17 protein-coding genes are annotated in these 21769 nt (G+C 72.4%); 9 read left to right on the forward strand and 8 right to left on the reverse strand.

Annotation, left to right across the window (positions count from 1 at the left end; translation table 11 throughout):
- The first annotated feature begins 168 nt into the window (after positions 1 to 168).
- The 5 genes from AB0950_RS13245 to AB0950_RS13265 are packed head-to-tail and all read left to right on the forward strand — an operon-like array spanning position 169 to position 6807.
- A complete protein-coding gene (locus AB0950_RS13245) occupies positions 169 to 2517 on the forward strand; it encodes a HAMP domain-containing protein (protein ID WP_366778523.1) in 2349 nt (782 codons plus the stop codon).
- 6 nt (positions 2518 to 2523) lie between these two features.
- Positions 2524 to 4176, forward strand: coding sequence for a poly-gamma-glutamate synthase PgsB (gene pgsB, locus AB0950_RS13250; RefSeq protein ID WP_360147841.1), 1653 nt, complete (start codon positions 2524 to 2526; stop codon positions 4174 to 4176).
- Positions 4173 to 4655: a poly-gamma-glutamate biosynthesis protein PgsC/CapC gene (locus AB0950_RS13255; protein ID WP_360147838.1), complete on the forward strand. Its 483-nt coding sequence runs from the start codon at positions 4173 to 4175 to the stop codon at positions 4653 to 4655. Before pgsB ends, AB0950_RS13255 begins: the two co-directional genes overlap by 4 nt.
- A 36-nt stretch (positions 4656 to 4691) precedes the next feature.
- Positions 4692 to 5744 (forward strand): NlpC/P60 family protein, encoded by a 1053-nt coding sequence (locus AB0950_RS13260; RefSeq protein ID WP_360147835.1) that lies wholly within the window; start codon positions 4692 to 4694, stop codon positions 5742 to 5744.
- A 46-nt stretch (positions 5745 to 5790) separates the two neighbouring features.
- The gene (locus AB0950_RS13265) at positions 5791 to 6807 is read left to right on the forward strand and encodes a hypothetical protein (protein WP_366778525.1); all 1017 of its coding nucleotides are present in this window, start codon (positions 5791 to 5793) and stop codon (positions 6805 to 6807) included.
- A 51-nt stretch (positions 6808 to 6858) separates the two neighbouring features.
- On the opposite strand, the gene AB0950_RS13270 is transcribed toward AB0950_RS13265, so the two are convergent.
- From AB0950_RS13270 to AB0950_RS13290, 5 genes are all read right to left on the reverse strand, one after another.
- The gene (locus tag AB0950_RS13270; RefSeq protein ID WP_366778526.1) at positions 6859 to 8988 is read right to left on the reverse strand and encodes a 3-hydroxyacyl-CoA dehydrogenase NAD-binding domain-containing protein; all 2130 of its coding nucleotides are present in this window, start codon (positions 8986 to 8988) and stop codon (positions 6859 to 6861) included.
- The gene (locus AB0950_RS13275; RefSeq protein ID WP_360147826.1) at positions 8985 to 10202 is read right to left on the reverse strand and encodes an acetyl-CoA C-acyltransferase; all 1218 of its coding nucleotides are present in this window, start codon (positions 10200 to 10202) and stop codon (positions 8985 to 8987) included. The genes AB0950_RS13270 and AB0950_RS13275 overlap by 4 nt, the downstream gene beginning before the upstream one ends.
- A gap of 230 nt (positions 10203 to 10432) precedes the next feature.
- Positions 10433 to 11719 carry a ribonuclease D gene (locus tag AB0950_RS13280; RefSeq protein ID WP_366778527.1) on the reverse strand — a complete coding sequence of 429 codons (1287 nt, stop codon included), beginning with the start codon at positions 11717 to 11719 and terminating at the stop codon, positions 10433 to 10435.
- A 1172-nt stretch (positions 11720 to 12891) separates the two neighbouring features.
- The gene (locus tag AB0950_RS13285) at positions 12892 to 13548 is read right to left on the reverse strand and encodes a response regulator transcription factor (protein ID WP_023545949.1); all 657 of its coding nucleotides are present in this window, start codon (positions 13546 to 13548) and stop codon (positions 12892 to 12894) included.
- A gap of 281 nt (positions 13549 to 13829) precedes the next feature.
- The gene (locus tag AB0950_RS13290; RefSeq protein ID WP_360147820.1) at positions 13830 to 14507 is read right to left on the reverse strand and encodes a DUF3000 domain-containing protein; all 678 of its coding nucleotides are present in this window, start codon (positions 14505 to 14507) and stop codon (positions 13830 to 13832) included.
- Between the two features lie 153 nt (positions 14508 to 14660).
- Here AB0950_RS13290 and hemE point away from each other — a divergent pair, with 153 nt between their 5' ends.
- Positions 14661 to 15719, forward strand: coding sequence for a uroporphyrinogen decarboxylase (gene hemE / locus AB0950_RS13295; protein ID WP_366778528.1), 1059 nt, complete (start codon positions 14661 to 14663; stop codon positions 15717 to 15719).
- 1 nt (position 15720) lies between these two features.
- On the opposite strand, the gene AB0950_RS13300 is transcribed toward hemE, so the two are convergent.
- Positions 15721 to 16545: a rhomboid family intramembrane serine protease gene (locus AB0950_RS13300; protein WP_360570430.1), complete on the reverse strand. Its 825-nt coding sequence runs from the start codon at positions 16543 to 16545 to the stop codon at positions 15721 to 15723.
- A gap of 91 nt (positions 16546 to 16636) precedes the next feature.
- Between AB0950_RS13300 and AB0950_RS13305 the strand changes: the two genes are divergently transcribed.
- On the forward strand, positions 16637 to 16909 hold the full coding sequence (locus AB0950_RS13305; RefSeq protein WP_360147811.1) for a hypothetical protein: 273 nt from the start codon (positions 16637 to 16639) through the stop codon (positions 16907 to 16909).
- A gap of 53 nt (positions 16910 to 16962) precedes the next feature.
- On the opposite strand, the gene AB0950_RS13310 is transcribed toward AB0950_RS13305, so the two are convergent.
- Complete coding sequence (locus tag AB0950_RS13310) at positions 16963 to 18363, reverse strand: FAD-dependent oxidoreductase (RefSeq protein ID WP_360147808.1); 1401 nt, start codon at positions 18361 to 18363, stop codon at positions 16963 to 16965.
- Positions 18364 to 18390: 27 nt separating this feature from the next.
- A complete protein-coding gene (locus AB0950_RS13315) occupies positions 18391 to 19386 on the reverse strand; it encodes a DUF4349 domain-containing protein (RefSeq protein WP_366778529.1) in 996 nt (331 codons plus the stop codon).
- A 169-nt stretch (positions 19387 to 19555) separates the two neighbouring features.
- Here AB0950_RS13315 and hemG point away from each other — a divergent pair, with 169 nt between their 5' ends.
- Together hemG and hemQ are read left to right on the forward strand one after the other, a co-directional pair.
- Positions 19556 to 21010: a protoporphyrinogen oxidase gene (gene hemG, locus AB0950_RS13320; protein ID WP_366778530.1), complete on the forward strand. Its 1455-nt coding sequence runs from the start codon at positions 19556 to 19558 to the stop codon at positions 21008 to 21010.
- A 5-nt stretch (positions 21011 to 21015) separates the two neighbouring features.
- Positions 21016 to 21747, forward strand: coding sequence for a hydrogen peroxide-dependent heme synthase (hemQ, locus tag AB0950_RS13325; RefSeq protein ID WP_360147799.1), 732 nt, complete (start codon positions 21016 to 21018; stop codon positions 21745 to 21747).
- The last annotated feature ends 22 nt before the right edge of the window (positions 21748 to 21769 follow it).

Genomic DNA, 21769 nt, shown 5'->3' on the forward strand with positions numbered 1-21769 from the left:
TGTTGCGCAGATCACGTGGTACTTACTGCAACTTAACCGGCCTCTTGTCTGTCTGAGGTTTCCGGGTGCGGTCTTTCCATCGGCGCGCCCGGACCGCATTTCAAGAGGAGACCTCCTGTGGCGTCACCGCCCCCGGCGCGGCAGCACAAAGCCCGCCTGCGAGCCGACATGTCGCTGATCGGAGGCATCCGTCCGCCGATCGCGGTCCTCTCGGTGCTGCTGCTGACGCTCTCCGGCATCACGGCCCTGGTGCTGGGACGCGTCGACAACACGGGCGTGCCGAAGGCGGTGCTGACCTCCCAGCAGCACTTCGCCGAGGACGGCGCCATCGCGCTGCGCGCCTCCATCGACGAGTCCGTCAAGGACGTCACCCGGTCCGCCGCACTGTTCAGCGCCGGGCAGCCGGTCACCGGCGACGCCGTCCTCGACAAGCTCGGCAGCACCTACCAGAAGTGGATGGGCACCGCCGTCGTCGAGATCCGCACCGGCAAGCTGGTCGCGGCCCGCGGCGAGACGGTGCCGCTGACCTCCGTGGACCTGTCCTCGCTCAGCGGCGAGGACGGGCTGGCCCCGCGCATGGTCCAGCAGCAGAACGGCGAGGTACGGCTGCTGTCCTTCGGGCTGCTGACCTGGCCGGGCAAGCCGCAGCTGCTGCTGGTCGCCTCCCGGAACCTGAAGTTCCCCGGCATCAGCCTCGGCCAGTTCCGCTCCATCGCCGTCGTCGACTCCGGCGGCACGATCCTCAGCGAGGACGGCATCGCCGACCCCGCGTCGGCGCGCAACAGCATCGACCGCAAGGACCTCACGGCCTCCCGCGAGCAGCTGAAGGAGTTCGCCGGGCAGGCCGCCCGCCGCGCCCAGCAGGACCCGCGCAGCAGCAAGGAACCCGGCACCGGCGGCTATCAGGGCGTCAGCGGCAGCCTGCTCGGCGGCAAGCTGTCCGGCGACCGCTCCGTCGCCGGATACGCCACGCTCGCCGCGGCCGAGCCCGGCGAGCGCACCACCGCCACCGGGCTCGGCCTGTCCGTGGTCTCGATGGTGAGGGTGACCGAGGAGTCCGGCCGGGCCCAGTCCCCGGTGTTGGGGCTGGCCACGGGCGGCGCCCTGCTCGTCCTCGGGGCCCTGGCCGTGGCGGTGCTGCTGGGCACCGTGCAGCGCCCGCTGCTGAGGCTGTTCCTGGAGTCCCGCCGGCTCACCCGCGGCGACCTGACCCGGCCCGTCACCGTCCCCGGCTACGGCGAGGCGCACCGCATCGGAGGCGCCCTGGAACGGCTGCGCCGCCAACTGCTCGGCGAGAGCGCCGAGGACACCGGCCCGGCCGTCCGCCCGAGCGGGGTGCGCCGGGTCGGCACCCGCGCCCTCCTCGCGGTCTGCGCCGTCCTGCTGCTGGCCTGGTCCGCTCCGCTGATGCTGCTGGTCAACCGGGCGGACAGCACCGCCGAGGTGCCCCGGCAGCTCGTCAACGACCAGCGCGAACGCACCGACACGCTCAGCGACCGGGTCCGCCGCGCCCTCAACGAGGGCGACGCCGACCTGCAGTCCGTCGCCTCCCTCATCGGCGACAAGACCTCGCGCGAGGCGATGCAGACGGTGCTGGAACGCACCTACAACGAGAACAGGCGCTACCGCTCCCTCTACGTCGTCGACGCCCACGGTGCGATCCAGGCCCGCGAGGGCAAGAAGCCCAAGGTGATCCAGGCCAACCGGATCTCCGACAAGCCGCTCAGGCTGCTGGGCCGCGGCGGCAAGGAGCCCGTGGTCGTCGCCGCCGCGGAGATACCCGGCCGGGGCGGCGCCCGGCTGGTCGGCGAGTTCCGCGTCGCGTTCTTCAACGCCCTGCTGACCCGGCCGGGCCTCGGCGTGGTCCGGCTCGTGGACGACCACAACAAGGTCATCGCCGGCAACACCGGCTTCCTCGCCTTCCAGTCGCTGCCCGACGCCCACCTCAAGGACCTCGTCGAGGCCAGCACCCAGCGGCTCGGCAAGAAGCCGCAGCCGAGCGGCGTGCTCTACCGGGACAACGGGATGCGCATCGCCGCCGCCGCGCCGTTCTCCGGCGGCGGCTCGGCCCAGTCGCTGCACTGGAGCGTGGTCAGCTGGCAGCCCGTCGACCACCTCCCCATCCCGGAGTACGACACCCAGAACCGCACCGTCCTCGCCGGTCTGCTCGGCGCCGCCGCGGCCGTCGCCTGCCTGGGCTGGCTGCACATGGTCGTCGCCCGGCCGATGCGCACCCTCGCCGACCGGGCCGAGGCACTGGCCGGCGGCGACCGCAAGACCGTGCTCTTCCCGCAGCACCACGACGAGGTCGGCGCCGTCACCCGCTCCCTGGAACTGATCCGCCAGCAGCTGCAGGGCCAGCGCAGGCAGCAGCCCCGCCGCACCCCGCCGCCCGGCCCCAACCCACCGGGGACGGGCGGGGCGCGCCAGGATCCGCCCGAACGGCAGGCGCAGCCGCCGTACCAGGAGCCGTACCCCCCGCAGCAGTACCCGCCCCAGCAGTACACAAGGAACTGATCACCCGTGCTCTTCCTCTACACCGTGCTGCTGGTCTGCTGCGCGATACTGCTCGCCGCGGGCGTCGTCGAACAGCGGCGGCACTTCGCCAACCTGGACCACATCCCCACCCGGGTCCTGGTCAACGGCATCCGCGGCAAGTCCTCCATCACCCGGCTGTGCGCGGGCGCCCTGCGCGGCGGCGGCCTCACCACCGTCGCCAAGACCACCGGCACCGCCGCCCGGTTCATCCACCCGGACGCCACCGAGGAGCCGGTCTACCGCAAGTTCGGCATCGCCAACGTGGTCGAGCAGATCGGCATCGTGCGCCGGGCCGCCGCCTACAAGCCGGACGCGCTGGTCATCGAGTGCATGGCCGTGATGCCCGCGCTGCAGGAGATCAACCAGTCCAAGCTGATCCGCTCCACCATCGGCGTGCTGTGCAACGTCCGCGAGGACCACCTCGCCGAGATGGGCCCCACCCTGGACGACGTGGCCCGCTCGCTGTGCCGCTCGATGCCCGAGGACGGCATCTGCGTCACCGCCGAGAAGGACCGCTTCCACATCCTCCAGGAGGAGGCGGACGCCCGTAACTGCAAGCTCGTCTACGCCGACCCCGAGACGGTCACCGACGAGGAGCTGCGCGGGTTCAGCTGGTTCACCTTCAAGGAGAACGTGGCCATCGCCCTGGCCGTCGCCGAACTCCTCGGCGTGGACCGCGAGACGGCCCTGCAGGGCATGTACGACGCCCCGCCGGACCCCGGTGTGCTCTCCGTCGAGCGCTACCTGACGCCCGACGGGAAGAAGCTGCGCTTCGCCAACGTCTTCGCGGCCAACGACCCCGAGTCGACGCTGATGAACATCAACCAGCTGCTCGACCTCGGCGCCATCCACCGCCCGCTCAACGTGGTCATCAACTGCCGCCCCGACCGCGTCGAACGCAACGGTCAGATGGGCGAGATCATCCCCGACCTCGACCCCGAGCGCGTCTTCGTCATCGGCCACCCGGCCAAGTCCGCCATCGACGCGATCCCCGCCGGGTTCCGCTCGCGCGCCGTGGACCTCGGCGGCGACCGGCGCGACGCCGAGGAGTTCATGGCGAAGATGCTGGACATGCTCGGCCCCGACTCGTCGATGGTCGCGATCGGCAACATCCACGGGCAGGGCGAGATTCTGCTGGAGCACCTCGCCGAACTGCCGCCGGACGAGAGCGCCGACGAGCCGGCGCCCGCCGCCGCCACGGCACCGGCCCGCCGGACGGAGCACGCGCCCGACGGGACCGACTCCTCGGAGACCATGCAGCTCTACGCGCCCCGCATCGACCCCTACCAGCACTACTCGCAGGCGTACGAGTCGCGCTACGCCCAGCACCAGCAGCCGTACGTCCCCCGGCTGCCGGCGCAGCGCGACGCCGCCCACCCCCACCGGCACGAGGAGCCGGGGCACGGGGCCGGACACGAGCGGGCGCAGTCGTACGGCGCCTGGACCGAGCCCCAGCCGCACCCGGCCGGCCCGCCCGCCCCCGCCGAGCCGCAGGCGCCGGCCGAACCGCAGGCGCCCGCCGACCGCGGCCGGGAGGACGAACCGGACCGGTCGCGCGGGCTGTTCGAACCCCGCCTCCCGCCCCAGCCTTCCGCCGACGACAGCCAGCAGTGGCACAGCCCAGGAGAACAGCGTTGATCCCCTCCGTCCTCACCCCCGAGATCGCCGCGATCGGCATCGGCCTGGGCCTGATGTTCTCGCTCATGTGCTACCTGACGACCAACCTGTCGCCGGGCGGCATGATCACTCCGGGCTGGCTCGCGCTCACCCTGATCGAGGACCTCCAGCGGGCCGCGCTGGTGGTCGGCGTCACCGTGCTGACCTACCTCGCCACCCTGCTCATGCAGAAGTTCGTGATCCTGTACGGCAAGCGGCTGTTCGCGGCCGTCGTGCTCAGCGGCGTGCTCATCCAGGCCACGGTGATCATCGTGCTGCAGATGGAGTTCCCGCTGCTGTACGCCAACCAGACCCTCGGCTTCATCGTCCCCGGCCTGGTCGGCTACCAGCTGGTCCGCCAGCCCAAGGGCGCGACCCTGCTGTCCGTCGGCTCGGTCACCCTCGCCACCTACGTCGTGCTGACCGCCGGCATCCTGCTCGGCGCCATGCCGTCCGCCTGAACCGCCCGTACCCGACGCATCACTGGAGCCCCCACCATGCCGAAGCGCAAAGGCCGCCCCGTCCTGCACACGGTGACGGTCGTGGCGCTGCTCGCGGGCAGCGCCTACTGCACCTATGAACTGCGCAAGGACGAGCAGGCGAAGCTCCCGGCCGCCCAGACCATCACCGAGAACCTGCACGGCTCGAGCGGGGCGACCGGCAAGCAGACCTGGGAACGGCTGAACAACCCGGCGCGCTCGGTGCTGCGCGACGGCAAGGGCGCGGTCATCGCCACCTTCACCGACGGCGCCCGCACCGCCACCCTCAAGGGCCCGACCCGCACCTTCAGCGAACCGTCCAACACCAGCACCAAGCTGGTCACCGACGACTGGGTGCGCCTGATGCCCGAGCCGTGGACCAAGGGCGCCGAGAAGCAGCAGTGGTTCAAGGACTGGTTCAAGCAGTACTACGGCAGCGAGGAGGACGACATCTTCGCGTTCGCCTTCCAGTACATCGTGGGCGCGCCGGTCAAGAAGGACGACCAGGGCATCCAGTACGCGGGCCACGCCTACTACGGCCCCCTGAAGTCCGACGGCGTCGACCGCTACGAACAGACCGACTTCTACGACTACCTGGGCATCCCGTACACCTTCCGGGACGGCGTCACCCAGTACCCGCAGCAGGACCGGCTGCGCTCGGTGGACTGCTCCGGCTATCTGCGCCTGGTGTACGGCTACCGGGCCCGCTACCCGCTGATGTCCGACAACGACCACGGCGACGGGCTGCCGCGCACCGCCGACGGCATGGCCCGCGGCAAGGAGGGCGTGGACATCATCAAGCTCCAGGGCCCGAGCCCCTGGTACGTCCGGCCGCAGAACATCGACGTGCTCCAGCCCGGCGATCTGCTGTTCTTCAAGATGGACCACCGCACCGGCAACCACATGGACCACTCCGCGATCTACCTCGGCCCGGACACCGAGGGCCACAAGATCTTCATCTCCAGCCGCAAGGAGCAGAACGGGCCGACCATCGGAGACCAGGGAGGTGTCTCGCGCCTCGACGGAAACGGCTTCTACGCCAAGCTGTTCCGCAGCGCCAAGCGGCTGTAGGCATCCCGGGCGTGGGCCGCTGGGGCCCGCGGAATAAGGTGATCCGGTGAACGGCGACTGGCTTCTGCGCGGCCGCGACGGCCGGCTCAGTGTCTACCAGCTGTCGGGCGACGCCGTCCTGTGCCGGGCGGAACGCGAACCCGGCGGCTCCTGGACCACCCCGCGCACGGTGGGCGGCGACCAGAAGCTGCACCCCGTCCTGGCGCTCGGTCAGGGCGCCGACGGCTACGCCCACCTGGTCTCCTGGCGGCCCACCGTCAAGGGCGAGTCGGGGCTCGTCCACTCCACGCACTTCCGGCCGCGTCTGGCGGCCCTGGACTGGAGCCCGGTCGGCCATCCGCGGAAGAAGGGCGACCGCACGGGCACGCCCGCGGTCGCCGTGGACGCCGAGGGCCGCGCGCACGTCTTCGTGCCCGACGGGCAGGGCGGGGTGCGGCTGCTCGCCCAGAAGGAGAAGGGCGGCTGGGAGGCCTGGCGGGACCTGGAGGGGAAGGACGTCCGGGACGGGCTCGCGGCGGTGACGGGGGAGTCCGGCCGGGTCGAGCTGTACGCGGCCGCCTCCGACGGGATCCTCCACTGGCGCCAGGAGAAGCCGGGCGCCGAACCGGTCCTGACGCAGCACCTGCGGACCCCGGTGCGACCGGGCACCCTGCACGCCCTGGCCACCTCGCCCGAGAGCACGACCCTCTACTACACCGACACCTCCGGCGACCTGTGCGCCTGGCGCCCCGGCGGCGAGCCGGCCGTCCTGCTGCCCGCGGCCGGCTCCGGCCCGGTCTCGGCGGTCCGCTGCGACCTCGACGGCCACGACTGCACCCTGCTCGCCCAGCGCTCGGCGAGCGGCCGCGTCGCCTTCGCCGCGTATCCGACGGAACGGGAGTCCGCGGGCGCCTGGTGGACCGAGTCGGGTCCCCGACTGCCCGTGGACGCGGCCGTGTCCCTCGCCACCGACGCCGACGGCCGGGTGGCCGCGGCAACGTTGTCGCCGTCGACCGGCCAACTCCTGCTGACCCGCCGCAAGGACGAGCCCGGACTGGCGCTGGAGGCGTGGCGGCAGGTCTGACCACGCGAAAGGGCCCCCGCGGCGGCGGGGGCCCTTCCTGCTGTCACGCTGTCACGCCGGAACCGACGCTACGCCCGGCTGAAGGAACTTCTTGCCGTTCACGCGCTCCGAGACGCCATCGCGGTCCAGGTACGGCGTGATGCCGCCCAGGTGGAAGGGCCAGCCGGCGCCGGTGATCAGGCACAGGTCGATGTCCTGGGCCTCGGCGACGACGCCCTCGTCGAGCATGAGCCCGATCTCCTGCGCCACCGCGTCGAGGACACGGGCGCGGACCTGCTCCTCCGTCAGGACGGTGTCGCCCTGCTTCAGCAGCGCGGCGACCTCCGGGTCCAGCTCCGGCTTGCCGCTGTCGTAGACGTAGAAGCCGCGCTTGCCCGCCTCCACGACCGCCTTGAGGTTCGGGGAGACCTTGAAGCGGTCCGGGAAGGCCCCGTGCAGGGTCTCCGAGACGTGCAGACCGATCGCCGGGCCGACCAGCTCCAGCAGCACCAGCGGGGACATCGGCAGACCGAGCGGCTCGATGGCCTTCTCGGCGACCTCGACCGGGGTGCCCTCGTCGATGACGTTCTGGATCTCGCCCATGAAGCGGGTCAGGATGCGGTTCACGACGAACGCCGGGGCGTCCTTGACCAGGACCGCGGTCTTCTTCAGCTTCTTGGCGACGGCGAACGCCGTGGCCAGGGAGGCGTCGTCGGTCTGCTCGCCGCGGACGATCTCCAGCAGCGGCAGCACCGCGACCGGGTTGAAGAAGTGGAAGCCGACGACCCGCTCGGGGTGCTTCAGCTTCGTCGCCATCTCGGAGACGGACAGCGAGGAGGTGTTGGTGGCGAGGATCGCGTGCGCCGGGGCGACCGCCTCGACCTCCGCGAACACCTTCTGCTTGACGCCCATCTCCTCGAACACGGCCTCGATGATGAAGTCCGCGTCCGCGAAGCCCTCGGCCTTGTCCAGGACACCGGTGACCAGCGCCTTGAGGCGGTTGGCCTTGTCCTGGTTGATCCGGCCCTTGCCGAGCAGCTTGTCGATCTCGGCGTGGACATAGCCCACGCCCTTGTCGACGCGCTCCTGGTCGATGTCGGTCAGCACGACCGGCACCTCCAGGCGGCGCAGGAACAGCAGGGCGAGCTGCGAGGCCATCAGACCGGCGCCGACCACGCCGACCTTGGTGACCGGACGCGCCAGGTTCTTGTCCGGGGCGCCGGCGGGACGCTTGCCGCGCTTCTGCACGAGGTTGAACGCGTAGATGCCGGCACGCAGTTCGCCGCTCATGATCAGGTCCGCGAGGGCCTGGTCCTCGGCGTCGTAGCCCTGCTGCAGGTCGCCGTTCTTGGCGGCCGCGATGATGTCCAGGGCCCGGTAGGCGGCCGGGGCCGCGCCGTGCACCTTGGAGTCGGCGATGAACCGGCCCTTGGCGACGGCCTGGTCCCACGCCTCACCGCGGTCGATGACCGGGCGCTCGACCTGGACGTCGCCCTTGAGGACCTGCGCGGTCCAGATCAGCGACTGCTCCAGGAAGTCGGCGCCCTCGAAGATCGCGTCGGCGATGCCGAGTTCGTGGACCTGCTTGCCCTTGAGCTGCTTGTTCTGGTTCAGCGAGTTCTCGATGATGACCGAGACGGCTTTGTCGGCGCCGATCAGGTTCGGCAGCAGGGTGCAGCCGCCCCAGCCGGGGACCAGGCCGAGGAAGACCTCGGGGAGCGAGAACGCGGGGACGGCCTTGGACACCGTGCGGTAGGTGCAGTGCAGACCGACCTCGACACCGCCGCCCATCGCCGCGCCGTTGTAGTAGGCGAAGGTCGGCACGGCCAGCGCGGACAGACGCTTGAAGACGTCGTGGCCGCCCTTGCCGATGGCGAGCGCGTGCTCGCGCTCCTTGAGGATCTCCACGCCCTTGAGGTCGGCGCCGACCGCGAAGATGAACGGCTTGCCGGTGATGCCGACGCCGACGATCTCGCCGTCCGCCGCCTCCTTCTCGACCTGGTCGACGGCGGCGTTGAGGTTCGCCAGCGAGCCGGGGCCGAAGGTGGTCGGCTTGGTGTGGTCCAAGCCGTTGTCCAGCGTGATCAGCGCGAAGCGGCCGGCGCCGAACGGCAGGTCGAAGTGGCGTACGTGCGCACTGGTGACGACCTCGTCGGGGAACAGCTCGGAGGCCTGCTTCAGAAGCTCGGCGGTGGTGCTCACTTGTCCCCCTCGAAGTGCGGGTTCTCCCAGATGACCGTCGCGCCCATGCCGAAGCCGACGCACATGGTGGTCAGGCCGTAGCGGACGTGCGGCTGCTCCTCGAACTGGCGGGCCAGCTGCGTCATCAGCCGGACGCCGGAGGAGGCCAGCGGGTGACCGAAGGCGATGGCGCCGCCGTACTGGTTGACGCGCTCGTCGTCGTCCGCGATGCCGTAGTGGTCGAGGAAGGCCAGGACCTGGACGGCGAAGGCCTCGTTGATCTCGAAGAGGTTGATGTCCTCGATCGACAGGCCCGCCTTGGCGAGGGCCTTCTCCGTGGCCGGGATCGGGCCGTAGCCCATGACCTCCGGCTCCACACCCGCGAAGGCGTAGGAGACCAGGCGCATCTTGACCGGCAGGCCGTTCTCGCGGGCGAAGTCCTCGCTCGCGATGATCGAGGCGGTGGCGCCGTCGTTCAGACCGGCCGCGTTGCCGGCGGTGACCCGGCCGTGCACGCGGAACGGCGTCTTCAGGTTGGCCAGGTTCTCCAGGGTGGTGCCCGGCCGCATCGGCTCGTCCTGCGTCACCAGACCCCAGCCGGTCTCGCCGGCCTCCGGGCTGGTACGGCGCACCGAGATCGGCACCAGGTCCTGCTGGATCTTGCCGTTGGCGTACGCCTTGGCGGCCTTCTCCTGCGAGCGCACCGCGTACTCGTCGGCGCGCAGCTTGGTGATGTGCGGGTAGCGGTCGTGCAGGTTCTCCGCGGTCATGCCCATGAACAGGGCCGACTCGTCGACCAGCTTCTCGCTCACGAACCGCGGGTTGGGGTCCACGCCCTCGCCCATCGGGTGGCGGCCCATGTGCTCCACACCGCCGGCGATGACGGCGTCGTAGGCGCCGAAGGCGATGGAGCCGGCGGTGGTCGTCACGGCGGTCAGCGCACCGGCGCACATGCGGTCGATGGAGTAGCCGGGCACCGACTGCGGCAGACCGGCGAGGATGCCGGCCGTACGGCCGAGGGTGAGCCCCTGGTCGCCGATCTGCGTGGTGGCCGCGATGGCGACCTCGTCGATCTTCTTCGGGTCCAGACCGGGGTTGCGGCGCAGCAGCTCCCGGATCGCCTTCACGACGAGGTCGTCGGCGCGGGTCTCGTGGTAGATGCCCTTCGGGCCCGCCTTGCCGAACGGGGTGCGGACGCCGTCGACGAAGACGACGTCCCTGACGGTACGAGGCACGATGGCTCTCCTCCAGGGTGCGGGATGGCACTACTGCTGCGCGGCACGCTGAGCGCGCGCTCAGGACACATGCTACTTACGAGTAACGTAACTGCCCAGTCCCCTCGCCGCGAGCGGTGAACGTCACACCGCCCGACGGCGCCCTGGAGCCCCGCGGTCCCGGTTCATGCCGCGCCAGGATCTTGGCGCGATCTCGACTGCCTGCCGCGCGGAGCGGCCGGGTGGCGCGCTCAGGCGCGGGCGGTCAGCGCGCGCACCAGCACGGGCGTGACCAGTTCCACCTGCCACGGCCGCGCGCCGTACCCGGTCAGCGCGAACTCCACGGACTCGGCGTCCACCACCTGCGGCGGCTCCCAGCAGATCCGCCGCACGGTGTCCGGGGACACCAGGTTCTCCTGGGGCAGGTTGAGCTGCTCGGCCAGCGCCGTCACCCCGGCCCGGGCCGCGGACAGCCGGGCCGCGGCGGCGGGGTCCTTGTCGGCCCAGGCGCGCGGCGGCGGAGGCCCGGTCACGGGCTGCCCCGGCTGCGGCAGCGCGGAGTCCGGCAGGGCCCTGGCCCGGTCGACCGCCGCCTGCCACTGCTCCAGCTGCCGCCGCCCCATCCGGTGCCCGAAGCCGTTCAGCTGGGCCAGGGCGTGCACATTGGCCGGCAATGCGAGCGCGGCCTCGACGATGGCCGCGTCACTGAGCACCTTGCCGGGCGACACGTCCCGGCGCCGGGCGATCCGGTCGCGTGTCTCCCACAGCTCCCGTACGACACCGAGCTGCCGGCGCCTGCGCACCTTGTGCATCCCGGACGTGCGGCGCCACGGGTCCTTGCGGGGCTCGGCCGGGGTCGCGGTCGCGATCGCGTCGAACTCCTGCAGGGCCCACTCCAGCTTGCCCTGCCGGTCCAGCTCCTTCTCCAGGGCGTCCCGCAGGTCGATCAGCAGCTCGACGTCCAGGGCGGCATAGCGCAGCCACGGCTCGGGGAGCGGCCGGGTCGACCAGTCGACGGCGGAGTGGCCCTTCTCCAGCACGAAGCCCAGCACGTTCTCCACCATGGCGCCGAGGCCCACCCTCGGGAACCCGGCGAGCCGCCCGGCCAGCTCGGTGTCGAAGAGCCGAGTCGGGACCATGCCTATCTCGCGCAGGCAGGGCAGGTCCTGGGTGGCGGCGTGCAGGTCCCACTCGACGCCGGACAGGACCGTGCCGAGAGCGGACAGGTCGGGACAGGCCACGGGGTCGATCAGCGCGGTACCGGCGCCCTCGCGGCGCAGCTGGACCAGGTAGGCGCGCTGGCCGTAGCGGTAGCCGGAGGCGCGCTCGGCGTCGACGGCGACCGGGCCGGAGCCCGCGCCGAACGCGGCGACCACGTCGGCGAGGCCGGCCTGGTCGGCGATGACGGGGGGAATGCCCTCGCGCGGCTCGAGCAGCGGTGTCGGCGCCCCCGTCACAGAAGATCCTGCGGCGTCCGGAGGGGTGCCTCCGGTGGTGCGCGGGGAGCAGTCTGCTGCGGTGTTTTGGGCGTCGGTCACCTGTCAAGAGTATCCGTGTGTCGACGGCGCCCGTCGACGGAACGTTCCGCTGACGGGCGCGGGAGGGTCGTAAACCAGTCACGTCGGTGAAAGCCGCGGTTCACACGAGTGAACCGCGCACTACGCCGAACGGCCCGGGGGCCGGGGCCTGCGACCGGCTCGCGAACGGGCTGGGGAATCGCCTGGGCGATTGGCTGGGGAATCGGCTCGGGGATTGCCTGGGGGATTGCCTGGGGGATCGGCTCGGGAATGACTGGGGGGCCGGGCTCCGGGAGTGGTTGAAGGACCGGGCTCGCGCCCGGGCCTCGGGCCTGCGGCCGCTTCGGCGGAGGGTGCGGTGCGGGTGCGGACCGGCCTCGCGGCCGGCTCGAGGGAAGGGTGCGGTGTCGGCTAGCGGCCCTGCGGCCGTGCCCTGCGACCGGCCTTGCGGCTGGCTCGATGGAAGCTCCGGCGTAGGGACGCGGACCGGACCTGCGGTCGGCTCGGGGGTCGGCCCAGGGAGCGGCCTTGCGGCCCGTTCGACGGGGTGGTCCGGTGCGGGTGCGGACCGGCCCTGCGGCCGGCTCGGAGATCGGCCCAGGGACCGGCCTCGCGGTCGGTTCGACGGGGTGGTCCGGTGTCGGTTGCGGACTGGACCTGCGGCTGGTTCGGAGATCGGCCTCCGGACCGGCTTCGCGGTCGGTGCGACGGGAAGGTGCGGGTGCGGGTCGCGGGTGCGGGCCGGACCTGCGGCCGGCTCGGAGAGCGGCCTCGAGACCGGCCTCGCGGCCCGTTCGGCGGAGGGTCCGGTGTCGGTTGCGGACTGGACCTGCGGCTGGTTCGGAGATCGGCCTCGGGACCGGCTTCGCGGTCGGTGCGACGGGAAGGTCCGTGCGGGTGCGGGTGCGGGTGCGGGTGCGGGTGCGGGTGCGGGCCGGTCCTGCGGCCGGCTCGGAGAGCGGCCTCGGGACCGGCCTCGCCGCTGGTTGGACGGAAGGTCTGGTGTCGGGTTGCGGACCGGCGGCCCTGCGGTCGGCTCGGGGGTCGGCTCAGGGAGCAGCGGCCTTGCGGCCCGTTCGGCGGAACGGTCCGGTGTCGGGGCGCGGACCGGCCTTGCGGCCGGTTCTGCGGAGGTCTGGGGTCGGATCGGGGCGGTCAGTGGCGGCTCGGTGGGCGGGTCGGTGCGGGGTGGTTCAGTGGATGATGCCGGTGCGCAGGGCCACGGCCACCATGCCGGCGCGGTCGCCCGTGCCCAGCTTGCGGGCGATGCGGGCGAGGTGGCTCTTGACGGTCAGGGCGGACAGGCCCATGGAGACGCCGATCGCCTTGTTCGACTGCCCCTCCGCGACCAGTCGCAGCACCTCGACCTCGCGTCCGGACAGCTCGCGGTAGCCGCCCGGGTGGCTCGGGGCACCCGGGGGGCGGCGGTGCATGCGGGCGGCGCCGAGGGGAGCGGCGCCGGGCCGGGTGGGCAGGCCGATGTTGGTGCGGGTGCCCGTGACGACGTAGCCCTTGACGCCGCCGGCCAGGGCGTTGCGCACGGCGCCGATGTCGTCGGCGGCGGACAGCGCCAGCCCGTTGGGCCAGCCCGCGGCGCGGGTCTCGGACAGCAGGGTCAGGCCGGAGCCGTCCGGCAGGTGGACGTCGGCGACGCAGATGTCGCGGGGGTTGCCGATGCGGGGACGAGCCTCCGCGATGGACGAGGCTTCGATGACATCGCGCACGCCGAGCGCCCACAGATGGCGGGTGACGGTGGAGCGCACGCGCGGGTCGGCCACGACCACCATGGCGGTCGGCTTGTTCGGGCGGTAGGCGACCAGGCTTGCGGGCTGCTCGAGGAGAACGGACACCAGGCCTCCTGGGTGGGGGGACGGGGCCGGCTTGTGGGGATGAAGCCGGGACGAACCGTGCTTTCAAGGTCACAGTCGTCTTCGGCAGCAAACTCGTCCGCCTTTAGAGAATGATCACGATCTAGTGAGTAACAATCCGTGCAATTCGGACACGCGATCGATCATCCGAAGATCGAGTCGGTTCGCGTGTATGCGATTCGGGGTCGGAAAGTGGCCGTATCGACAAAGAGATGGTCAATAAGCCGCCCATGCGGATGAACGTCGCCCGTCCGGCGGCTGCGTCACCGGGGCTGCGGACCCCTGCGCTGCGGCAGCGTCACCACCGAGGCGTCGCCCGGACCGGCCGGCGGCAGCCCCGCGACCTGCGCCAGCAGATCGCACCACGAGGCCAGGTGCGAGGCCGTGTCCGGCACCCCGCCGAGCCCCTCGCGCGGCGTCCAGGACGCCCGGATCTCGATCTGCGAGGCCGGCGGCCGCTCGCCCAGACCACCGAAGTAGTGCGAGCTCGCCCGGGTGATCGTGCCGCTCGGCTCGCCGTAGCCGAGCCCGCGCGCCTGCAGCGCCCCCGTCAGCCACGACCAGCACACCTCGGGCAGCAGCGGATCGGCCGCCATCTCCGGCTCCAGCTCCGCGCGCACCAGCGTCACCAGCCGGAACGTGCCGCGCCAGGCGTCGTGGCCCGCCGGGTCGTGCAGCAGCACCAGCCGCCCGTCGGCCAGCTCCTGCTCGCCGTCCACGACCACGGCCTCCAGCGCGTACGCGTACGGGGCGAGCCGCTGCGGGGCGGGCGTGGCCTCCACCTCGACCTGCGGCCGCAGCCGGCAGCTGCGCAGGGCGTCGACCGCGGCACGGAAAGCCGGCGGCCCGGGAGATCCGGAACGCCGGTCCGCCTCCTCGGTGTCCTTCATGTCGTCCATTCCGTCAGCGCTGTCCGACATTCGTCCGTGAGCCGCAGCCATGCGGGGAAGAGTAAGGGGAACGGAGCCTTCGTGCAGGGCAAGACACATACGTGGCCCAGGCAGTCGTACCCGGCGGGGGCGGCGAGCGGGCCGGCCGGCGCTGCCCCCGCACACCCGGCGGGTCCCGCGGCGGCGGCATGCGAAACTTGCCCCGTGACCGCCAACAGCAGCATGCAGCCGACAGCAACGTACGACAGCGCCTTCCTCAAGGCGTGCAGGCGCGAGCCCGTGCCGCACACCCCCGTGTGGTTCATGCGCCAGGCCGGCCGCTCCCTGCCCGAGTACCGCAAGGTGCGCGAGGGCGTCCCGATGCTCGAGTCCTGCACGCGGCCCGAGCTGGTCACGGAGATCACCCTGCAGCCGGTGCGCCGGCACCACGTGGACGCGGCGATCTACTACAGCGACATCGTCGTGCCCCTGAAGGCCATCGGCCTCGGCCTCGACATCGAGCCCGGCGTCGGCCCGGTCGTCGAGGAGCCCATCCGCACCCGCGCCGACCTGGCCCGGCTGCGCGACCTCACCCCCGAGGACGTCCCGTACGTCACCGAGGCGATCGGCATGCTCACGAAGGAGCTCGGAGTGACCCCGCTGATCGGTTTCGCGGGCGCGCCGTTCACCCTCGCGAGTTACCTGGTCGAGGGCGGTCCCTCCCGCACGTACGAGAACGCCAAGGCGATGATGTACGGCGACCCGGAGCTGTGGGCCGACCTGCTGGACCGGCTCGCCGACATCACGGCCGCCTTCCTGAAGGTGCAGATCGAGGCCGGCGCGAGCGCGGTCCAGCTGTTCGACTCCTGGGTCGGCGCCCTCGCCCCGGCGGACTACCGGCGCTCGGTCATGCCGGCGTCCGCGAAGGTCTTCGACGCCGTCGCCGGCTACGGCGTGCCGCGCATCCACTTCGGTGTCGGCTCCGGCGAGCTGCTGAAGCTCATGGGCGAGGCCGGGGCGGACGTCGTCGGCGTCGACTGGCGCGTCCCGCTGGACGAGGCGCAGCGCCGCGTCGGCCCCGGCAAGGCGCTCCAGGGCAACCTGGACCCGACGGTGCTGTTCACCGACAAGGACACCGTCGAGGCCCGGGCCCGCGAGGTGCTGGACGCGGCCGCCGGTCTGGAGGGGCACGTCTTCAACCTCGGCCACGGGGTGATGCCGAACACCGACCCGGACGCGCTGACCCGGCTCGTGGAGTACGTCCACACCGCGACCGCGCGCTGACTCACCACGTGTAGCGGGGCCGCGCCCGCCTGCCGAACAGCAGGCCGCGCGGCTCCGGCGGGGGCGGTGTGCCGGGCTTGAGCGGCCAGGCCAGCAGCATGCCCGCGAGGAAGCCGACCACGTGCGCGGCGTACGCCACCGTGCCCGCGCTGGAGACGCCCTCGCCGGCCGAGTACACCGCCTGCAGCACGAACCAGAAGCCCAGCACCAGCCACGCGGGCAGCCTGAGCGGCAGGAAGATCAAGAACGGCACGAGGACCCACACCCGTGCGCTCGGCCAGAGCACGATGTAGGCGCCGAGCACCCCCGCGATCGCGCCGGACGCGCCGATCAGCGGGTCGCCCGAGGTCGCGTTGAGCAGCGCGAAGCCGTATCCGGCCGCGTAACCGCAGACGACGTAGAAGAGGAAGAAGCGGATGTGGCCCATCCGGTCCTCGACGTTGTTGCCGAAGATCAGCAGGAAGAGCATGTTCCCGAGCAGGTGCAGCCAGCTGCCGTGCAGGAACATCGCCGTGAACACCGACAGCGTCGGCGACTTGTCGTAGGGCGGCGGGGCGACCACGCAGCCCGGGCCGTGCGGGCCGACGCCCACCTGTCCCGTCGGCACCAGCCGCGGCATCTGATGGTGGATCAGCTCCCGCGGCACCGCCGCGTAGTGGTCCGTGAAGGCCTGCAGATGGCACAGGTCGGCCAGGTTGCTGCCGCCGGCCACGGAACCGGCTATGCCGGGCGTGTTGAGGAACACGAGCACGTTGGCGGCGATGAGCGCGTACGTCACCCAGGGGGTGCGGCGCACCGGATTCACGTCATGGACAGGGATGACCACACAGAAGTAGTGCCCGGGATGCGGCGGGCGAATCGGTGAACGGCGCCGGGCGGCCGTGCGTATCTGTCCTCAACCGACGTGAGGACAGGCGATGACGAACGCTCCGCAGGTTCAGCAGATGCAGGCGCTGCCCGACGGCGAGGCCGAGCTGTCTTTGGTGGTACGGATCCCGTGGGAGGACGTCGCACGGCTCGGTCAGGAAGCGGGCCGGCTCGCCTCGCAGATGGGGCGGCCGGTCACGCTCGACGAGGCTGTCAGCTACCGGCTGCGGTCCACCAGGCCCATGGCCACGCACGCCAAGCCCGCGGGCGAGCAGCCGCCGGCCGCGGTCTCGGCTCTGCCGCGGATCAGCGGGACGGCCTAGGCGCGGCGCCGGGGGCTGGTCATGCCGGTCCCCTTCACTCACCAGGCCCCTGTTCACAAGGCGCCCTCGCGCACCTTCGCCGCGGCCTTTCTCGCCGCCACCAGCACCGGGTCCCACACCGGTGAGAAGGGCGGGGCGTAGCCGAGGTCCAGGGCCGTCATCTGCTCGACCGTCATCCGCGCGGTCAGCGCCACCGCGGCGATGTCGACGCGTTTCGCCGCGCCCTCCCGGCCGACGATCTGGACGCCGAGCAGCCGGCCGGTGCGGCGTTCGGCGAGCATCTTGACCGTCATCGGGGAGGCGCCGGGGTAGTAGCCGGCGCGGCTGGTGGACTCGACGGTGACCGTCTCGTACCGCAGGCCCACCCGGTCGGCGTCCTTCTCGCGCAGGCCGGTGCGGGCGATCTCCAGGTCGCAGACCTTGCTGACGGCCGTGCCGACCACCCCGGGGAACGTGGCGTAACCGCCGCCGGCGTTGGTGCCGATGATTTGGCCGTGCTTGTTGGCGTGGGTGCCGAGCGGGACGTACTGGTCCTGGCCGGAGACCAGGTTCAGCACCTCCACGCAGTCCCCGCCCGCCCAGACGTTCTCGTGGCCGCGCACCCGCATCGCCAGGTCGGTGAGCAGGCCGCCGTGCGCGCCGAGGGGGAGCCCCGCGGCCTTCGCGAGTGCGGTCTCCGGGCGGACGCCGATGCCGAGGATCACCACGTCCGCCGGGAACTCGGCGTCCTGCGTGGCCACCGCGCGGACCCGGCCGTCCTGACCGGTGAGGATCTTGGTGACCTCGGCGTCGTTCACCATGGTGATGCCGAGTCCCTCCATGGCCCGGTGCACCAGCCGGCCCATGTCCGCGTCCAGCGTCGACATGGGCTCCTTGCCGCGGTTGACGACCGTCACCTCGAAACCGCGGTTGATGAGCGCCTCCGCCATCTCCACACCGATATAGCCGGCGCCCACGACCACCGCCCTGCGGCCACGCGTGCGTGCCAGCGTCTCCAGCAGACCCTGGCCGTCGTCCAGGGTCTGCACGCCGTGCACCCCGGGGGCGTCCACGCCGGGCAGGTCGGGGCGGACCGGGCGCGCGCCGGTCGCGAGGACGAGCTTGTCGTACGGCGTCCACGACTCGGCGCCGGAATCGACGTCACGCGCGCGTACCCGCTGTCCGGTCACGTCGATCTCCGTGACCTCGGTGCGCAGCCGCAGATCGATCCCCCGTGCGCGGTGCTCCTCGGGCGTGCGGGCGATCAGGTCGTCCCGTTCGGCGACGTCGCCGCCCACCCAGTAGGGGATGCCGCACGCCGAGAAGGAGGTGAAGTGGCCGCGTTCGAAGGCCACGATCTCCAGCTCTCCGGGTCCCTTCAGCCGGCGTGCCTGCGACGCCGCGGACATGCCCGCGGCGTCGCCGCCGATCACGACCAGTCGTTCCGTGCCGCCCCGCCCGTCGTCCATGCTCATGGGAACACGCTACGGGGAGCGGGCATGTCACTCGCGCTCGGCGGGCTCCCCGGAGGATTCCGGCGCCGGACGGGCCGACGGCAGCGGCCCCAGCGCGGTCGTCGCGGGCGCGGGCTGCCGGCGCTGCGGCAGCCGGGGCCGTACGGCCCGCAGCCACAGCAGGGTCAGCACGGCCGCGAACGCCGCGAACGGCAGGGCGGCGCCGAGCGCGAGCAGGATCCAGCGCAGCAGGGCGACGAACACGTGCCAGCCGCCCGCCAGGGCGTCCGCGACGCCGGGGGAGCCGTCACCGGCCGCTTGGTGCACCGGTGTCCCGGACAGCGACAGCGTGATGGTGGCCAGGCTCGTGCGGTCCTTCAGGGACGCCTGCCGGGCCAGCAGCGCCTCCAGGTCGGCCTGACGGCTGCTCAACTCGCCCTCCAGCGCGACGACATCGCTCAGCTTGGCCGCCCGGCCCATCAGCGCACGGATCCGGTCCACGCTGGCCCGCTGCGACTTCACGCGGCTGTCCACGTCCACGACCTGGTCGGTGACGTCGACGGCCTTCGCCGTGCGGCTGATCAGCCTGCCCGTGCCCTGGAGTTCGGCGAGGACCGTGTCGTACGCGGCGGAGGGCACCCGCAGGACGACCCGGGTGCGCTCGTGCCCGGCGCCGTCGCGGCTGGTGCGCTCCTCGCCGGGGTAGCCGCCCGCCTCCTCGGCGGCCTTCCGCGCCCGGTCCAGGGCCTTGGCGACGTCCTTGACCTGGAGGGTGAGGGAGGCGGTCCGGATGATCGCGCTCTGGGGGAGCCGGGGTGTACCGGTGGCGGCCGGCCCGGCGCCGCCGGCCGTGCCCTGCCCGGCGGCCGTGTCGGCGCCGTCCGCCGCGGATCCGGCCGCGGATCCGGCCGCGGACTTCGCCGCGGCGGCGCCGCCCGAGTCGGACGCGCCGCCGCAGCCGGCGAGGGCGAGGCAGGCGGCGAGCACCAGCCCGGCCGGCGCCCTGCCGGAGCGCGCCGACCGAACGGAAACCGACGTGTTCATGAGTGGACCCCCCGAGGGCCGGAACGGATGACGCTCCTACGACGGCCCGGCGCCCCGGAACGTTGGCGCCGGGCGGTCACGGTCCGGACACGGCACGGACGCCGGGCTCCCGTCGGCCGCGCCCAAAGGCCCCGGCGGGAGTGTCACCGGGGTCTGAGAGAGTGGAGGCATGAGCGCAACGGGTACGCGTACGGGGCATGTCGTCGTCATCGGAGCCGGTATCGCCGGGCTGGCCGCCGCCCACCGGCTGCTCGGACGCGGCACGCGCGTGACCGTGCTGGAGGCCGCGGACCGGCTCGGCGGCAAGCTGCTGCCCGGCGAGATCGCCGGCGTGCGTGTCGACCTGGGCGCCGAGTCGCTGCTCGCCCGCCGCCCCGAGGCGGTGACCCTCGCGCGCGAGGCGGGCCTCGACGGACGGCTCCAGCCGCCGGCCACCGCCACCGCCTCGATCTGGACCCGCGGCGCCCTGCGCCCCATGCCCAAGGGCCATGTGATGGGCGTCCCCGGCACCGCCGCCGCCCTGGCCGGAGTGCTCTCCGACGAGGGCCTCGCCCGCATCGAGCGGGACGCCGGCCTGCCGCCCACCGAGGTCGGCGACGACGTGGCCGTGGGGGAGTACGTCGCGGCGCGGCTCGGCCGCGAGGTGGTCGACCGCCTGGTCGAGCCCCTGCTCGGCGGGGTGTACGCGGGCGACGCGTACCGCATCTCGATGCGCTCGGCCGTCCCCCAGCTCTTCCAGGCCGCCCGCACCCACACCTCCCTCACCGAGGCGGTCCGCGGGATCCAGGCCAGGGCGGCGGCGAACCCGCAGACCGGGCCCGTGTTCATGGGCATCGAGGGCGGCGTCGGCACCCTGCCGCTCGCGGTCGCGGACTCGGTGCGCGCGCGGGGCGGAGAGATCCTGACCAGGACGCCGGTCACCGGGCTGCGCCGGGAGGCGTCCGGCGGCTGGCGCATCACCGCGGGGGAGCGCCTGCTGCACGCCGACGCGGTGATCCTCGCCGTACCGGCCCCGGCCGCCGCCGGTCTGCTGCGGCCGGAGTCCCCGGAGGCCGCCGCCGAGCTGGCCGCGATCGAGTACGCCTCCATGGCCCTGGTCACCCTTGCCTACCGGCGCGCGGACCTGCGTCTGCCGGAGGGCAGCGGCTTCCTCGTGCCCCCCGTCGACGGCCGCACCATCAAGGCGTCCACGTTCGCCTCGCAGAAGTGGGCCTGGATCGCCGAGCAGGACCCGGACGTCGTCGTGCTGCGCACCTCGGTGGGCCGGCACGGCGAGACGGAGATCCTCCAGCGGGACGACGCCGGCCTGGTGGACGTCTCCCGGCACGACCTGCGCGAGGCCACCGGCCTGGACGCCGCGCCCCTTCAGACCCGGGTCACCCGCTGGACCGACGGCCTGCCGCAGTACCCGGTGGGCCACCACGCGCGCGTGGCCCGCATCCGTGAGCACATCGCCAAGCTGCCCGGGCTCGCGGTGTGCGGCGCGCAGTACGACGGCGTCGGCGTCCCGGCGTGCATCGCGAGCGCGTACGCGGCGGTCGACCAGCTGGGCGGCGACCTGAACGCGGTCCGGGAGCTGACCGCCCACCCGGTGCAGAGCCTTCACGGCGGAGCGGGAGAATAGGGACCATGAGTGACGACGCCCCCATCATCGAGACCGGCAGGATTCCGAACAAGGGCAAGCTGGCCAAGGACCTCAACGAGGTCATCCGCTACACCTTGTGGTCGGTCTTCAGGCTGAAGGACGTGCTGCCGGAGGACCGCGCGGGTTACGCCGACGAGGTCCAGCAGCTGTTCGACCAGCTGGCCGCCAAGGACGTGACCGTCCGCGGCACCTACGACGTCTCCGGCCTGCGCGCCGACGCCGACCTGATGATCTGGTGGCACGCCGAGACCAGCGACCAGCTCCAGGAGGCGTACAACCTCTTCCGCCGCACCAAGCTGGGCCGAGCGCTCACCCCGGTGTGGTCCAACATGGCGCTGCACCGCCCGGCCGAGTTCAACCGCGCGCACATCCCGGCGTTCCTCGCCGACGAGACGCCCCGCAACTACGTCAGCGTCTACCCGTTCGTGCGCTCCTACGACTGGTACCTGCTGCCCGACGAGGACCGCCGCCGCATGCTCGCCGACCACGGCAAGATGGCCCGCGGCTACCCGGACGTGCGCGCCAACACGGTCGCGTCCTTCTCCCTCGGCGACTACGAGTGGATCCTGGCGTTCGAGGCCGACGAGCTGTACCGCATCGTCGACCTCATGCGTCACCTGCGCGGCTCCGAGGCCCGGATGCACGTCCGCGAGGAGATCCCGTTCTTCACGGGCCGCCGCAAGGACATCGGCGACCTGGTGGCCGGGCTGGCCTGACGGTCCTTTCAGGGGCGGCGCC

It is taken from the genome of Streptomyces sp. NPDC007189, from assembly GCF_040703635.1.
Taxonomy (GTDB): Bacteria; Actinomycetota; Actinomycetes; order Streptomycetales; family Streptomycetaceae; genus Streptomyces.